We start from the raw sequence: 3790 nt of genomic DNA on the forward strand, positions 1-3790 counted from the left end.
CCTGGTCCTCAAACTGAATTGTTTTCCAAGGACTGCTATCACCCATCTTTACTCCTGTAGATGAACAACTGCTCAATACAAAACAAAGAAGAACTGATAAAAAGAGATTAGGAATACTAGTAAAAATTTTTTTCATTTATATATATTAATGCAAAGAGTACAAAGAAAGGAACATAGCAGCAGCAAACGCCAACCCTCCAAAAATCAATATATTTTTTTGTCCAGGAGGTAAACTATTAAATCCAAATCCATAAACTAAATTCTCTTCAAATCCACTAGGTTTTGCTCTAGATCCAATATCCTTATAAAAATTTTTACCGGCTCGACAAACAGGGCAAGCAAAAGTATTCCCATCCAACTCTGAAAAAGGCGTATTTTTAGGTATGTTTAATTTTTTATTTCCTTCAGACGGATCATAAATGTATCCACAACTTCTACATTCGAATCTATTTTGTTCTAAATTAAGGACAGGTTGTTCAACATTTACTCCTGAGGAGTTTTCAGAAAGTTTTTCTTTCTCAAAGTCTTCAACTATTTTGTTTTCCTCAGAGGCTGGTTGAATGTTTTCACTCACGGTTTATTATTGTTCTTTAAGAACTTTAAAAGATTTTGCTTAATTAAGCGACTTTTATTCAAAATTAATTTTTTAAGATGTTTTTATTAACTGGCTATGAATATTTTTTAGGTTTCCTTCTAATTGCCGCAGCTGTTCCAGTATTAGCTCTAGTTACTAATCTCATCGTTGCCCCAAAAGGCAGAACAGGGGAAAGAAAACTTACATATGAATCTGGAATGGAGCCTATAGGAGGAGCATGGATTCAATTTAATATTCGTTATTACATGTTTGCCTTGGTTTTCGTTATATTTGATGTTGAGACAGTATTCCTTTATCCTTGGGCTGTTGCCTTCAATAGATTAGGCTTATTAGCTTTTATTGAGGCTTTAATTTTCATTGCAATACTTGTTATCGCTCTGGCATACGCATGGAGAAAAGGTGCTTTAGAATGGAGTTAAAAAATTGAATCCACAATTATCCCCAAAAGCAATAAGAGAAATCCGAGAAGGAACTTGCAATCCTCTTGGTGCACCCCAAGTTACTACAGATTTAAGCGAAAATATTATATTGACAAGTTTAGACGATCTTCATAATTGGGCTAGACTAAGCAGTCTATGGCCTCTCTTGTACGGAACAGCTTGTTGTTTTATAGAATTTGCTGCCTTAATCGGATCTAGATTTGATTTTGATAGATTTGGATTAGTACCTAGAAGCTCGCCAAGGCAAGCAGATTTGCTAATAGTTGCAGGAACAGTAACTATGAAGATGGCTCCAGCCCTAGTGAGACTTTATGAACAAATGCCTGAACCAAAATATGTTATTGCGATGGGTGCTTGCACAATCACAGGGGGAATGTTCAGCGCAGATTCTACAACTGCTGTAAGAGGTGTTGATAAATTGATTCCAGTTGATTTATACCTTCCAGGATGCCCACCAAGACCAGAAGCAATTTTTGATGCTGTAATTAAATTAAGAAAAAAAGTTGGTAATGAATCAATTTTAGAGCGCACAAAAACAGAGCAAACTCACAGATACATAACATCTGATCATGAAATGAATCTTGTTTTCTCAGAAAATACAGGTGAATATCTAAACAAAACTTCAGCTAACGTAATTCCCCCCTCCAAAAAAGAAAAAATAACCGAATTACCTGAAAATACCGAAAAAACTGAAATTATTAATTCTGTAGAAGATTAATGGAAAAAGACGGTTTAGCCAAATCCTCAGATACTTCAATAGAAAAAGAAGGGTTTATAAGCCAATCTTTGTCTAAAGATGGAATTCCAAATCAATCTTTATCTGATGATCACATAGGAATTGAAAACATTTCTGTGGAACCTAACAAATTATATGAAGCAGTATCTGCCTTAAGAAATTACGGTTTCAACTATCTCCAATGTCAAGGAGGATATGATGAGGGACCAGGCAAAAATCTTGTTAGTTTCTACCATTTTATAACTGTTGATGATTTACAAAAAATCGAAAAAATTAAAGAAGTCAGATTAAAAGTTTTCTTAAAAAGAGATTCTGATTTATCAATCCCTAGTTTGTATAAAATTTTTAAAGGAAGTGATTGGCAAGAAAGAGAAACTTTTGATATGTATGGAATAAATTTTATTGATCATCCCAATCCCAAAAGACTATTAATGCCTGAAGATTGGAGAGGATGGCCATTACGAAAAGATTATATTCAGCCAGATTTCTATGAACTTCAAGATGCTTATTAGTTTAATTTTTTTAATTTGCGGTAAATAAACATAACTGCTCTTGCTAGTCTCCTTGGATCATGTCTAAGAGTTGGAGTTATTCTTTTTGAATATAATGGTGCTTGCAAAACATAATAACCCTCAGATAATAATTTTTCTTTATTACATTGGACAGGCTCTGCCCCTCTACTTTCGTAATAGTCTACTAATGGAGACTTTTCAAATTGAATCTGAGATAAGATTGAGTTAAAAATTCGAGTATTAACTCCAAAATTTGATAATTGTTTTTCTATTGCTTTGATATGTTGATAGACATCAAGTCCATCTGTTTCTCCAGGCTGAGTCATCAAATTACTTATATAAATTTTAGGAGCATTACTTTGCAATAAGGCATCTACTATCTCTGGTACTAAAAGATTAGGCAATAAAGAAGTGTATAGACTACCTGGGCCAAGAACAATTAAATCAGCTTCTTTTATAGATTCAAGAGCACTTGGAAGAGCTGAAGGATTTTCTGGTAGGTAACCAATCCTCGAAATTAATTTTTTAGATTTACTGATCTTGCTTTCACCAAAAATTTTTTCACCATCTTCTAATTCGGCCCATAACATAACATCAATATTTGTTGCAGGTAAAACTTGACCTTGTACCGCCAAAACCTTACTAGAGGCTTGAACTGCTTTTTCTAAACTGCCTGTAATTGTTGTTAAAGCTGACAAGAATAGATTTCCAAAACTATGACCTTCCAGACCACTTCCCCCTGAAAATCTGTACTGAAATAATCTAGTTAAAGTAGGTTCTTCGTTTGATAAGGCTGCCAAACAATTTCTAATATCTCCTGGAGGTTGCACACCTAATTGTTTTCTGAGAATTCCACTACTTCCACCATCATCGGATACAGTTACGATTGCTGTAATATTACTACTGTAATTTTTTAAGCCTTTCAGTAAGGTAGATAAGCCTGTACCTCCCCCAATTGCAACAATATTTGGACCTCTGTTTAATTTACTTTTAACTCTTAATGCATCAACTAAAAATGTATTTTTTTCTGGAACAAGCGCTTTTTGAATAGAATTAATACTTCTATTTTGTCCAATCCCAATTAATAATAGTCCAATAACAAAAATCAATGGTCCCATTAATGAAACAGGCAAAATACTTGTTAAACCTGTCATTACCCCAAAAAAGATTTCAATAAGCCAATAGAGCGGTCTTAAATTTGTCCAAATTACCAAGCCTAATAATGTAGTCAAAAATCCTATCGCAGATGTAAGCATCCATCTTTTTATTACCAATCCTGGCAAAAGCCAACTCAAAATTCTTAAGATTTTGTTCAACAAGACAAAATTAGACTTTTTAAAATTTTTATAGTGCCCTCTTATTCTTTTTTTACCCTTATTCATTTAAAAACCTCTTAAATTATTTTTCTCAAATAAAAAACTATATGAGTTCATTATAAATCAAATTCATACATCCTTTTTTTATTTCAAAAAATAGGCAAAATGAAATATATAAATGTTTTTTATAT

Annotated in this window: 5 protein-coding genes and 1 pseudogene; 3 read left to right on the forward strand and 3 right to left on the reverse strand. The window is 32.9% G+C overall.

From position 1 onward, the window contains the following. Together MK115_RS09345 and MK115_RS08990 are read right to left on the reverse strand one after the other, a co-directional pair. A pseudogene (locus tag MK115_RS09345) lies at window positions 1-136 on the reverse strand (photosynthesis system II assembly factor Ycf48); the annotation flags it as partial. A 9-nt stretch (window positions 137-145) separates the two neighbouring features. Beyond that, complete coding sequence (locus MK115_RS08990; protein WP_287610858.1) at window positions 146-574, reverse strand: rubredoxin; 429 nt, start codon at window positions 572-574, stop codon at window positions 146-148. 77 nt (window positions 575-651) lie between these two features. Between MK115_RS08990 and MK115_RS08995 the strand changes: the two genes are divergently transcribed. Genes MK115_RS08995 through MK115_RS09005 form a run of 3 tightly spaced genes read left to right on the forward strand, consistent with a single transcriptional unit; the run spans window position 652 to window position 2283 of the window. Next, a complete protein-coding gene (locus tag MK115_RS08995) occupies window positions 652-1014 on the forward strand; it encodes an NAD(P)H-quinone oxidoreductase subunit 3 (RefSeq protein ID WP_011817786.1) in 363 nt (120 codons plus the stop codon). Window positions 1015-1018: 4 nt separating this feature from the next. After that, window positions 1019-1753, forward strand: a complete 735-nt coding sequence (locus MK115_RS09000; protein ID WP_502923850.1) for an NADH dehydrogenase subunit K — start codon at window positions 1019-1021, stop codon at window positions 1751-1753. Next, window positions 1753-2283 carry an NAD(P)H-quinone oxidoreductase subunit J gene (locus MK115_RS09005; protein ID WP_209088467.1) on the forward strand — a complete coding sequence of 177 codons (531 nt, stop codon included), beginning with the start codon at window positions 1753-1755 and terminating at the stop codon, window positions 2281-2283. Before MK115_RS09000 ends, MK115_RS09005 begins: the two co-directional genes overlap by 1 nt. Here MK115_RS09005 and MK115_RS09010 read toward each other — a convergent pair. Beyond that, the gene (locus MK115_RS09010; RefSeq protein ID WP_287610867.1) at window positions 2280-3665 is read right to left on the reverse strand and encodes a gluconeogenesis factor YvcK family protein; all 1386 of its coding nucleotides are present in this window, start codon (window positions 3663-3665) and stop codon (window positions 2280-2282) included. The two genes, MK115_RS09005 and MK115_RS09010, sit on opposite strands and share 4 nt — an antisense overlap. Window positions 3666-3790: the final 125 nt, after the last annotated feature.

The organism is Prochlorococcus sp. ALOHA_ZT_50, assembly GCF_022447305.1.
Classification (GTDB): domain Bacteria; phylum Cyanobacteriota; class Cyanobacteriia; order PCC-6307; family Cyanobiaceae; genus Prochlorococcus_A.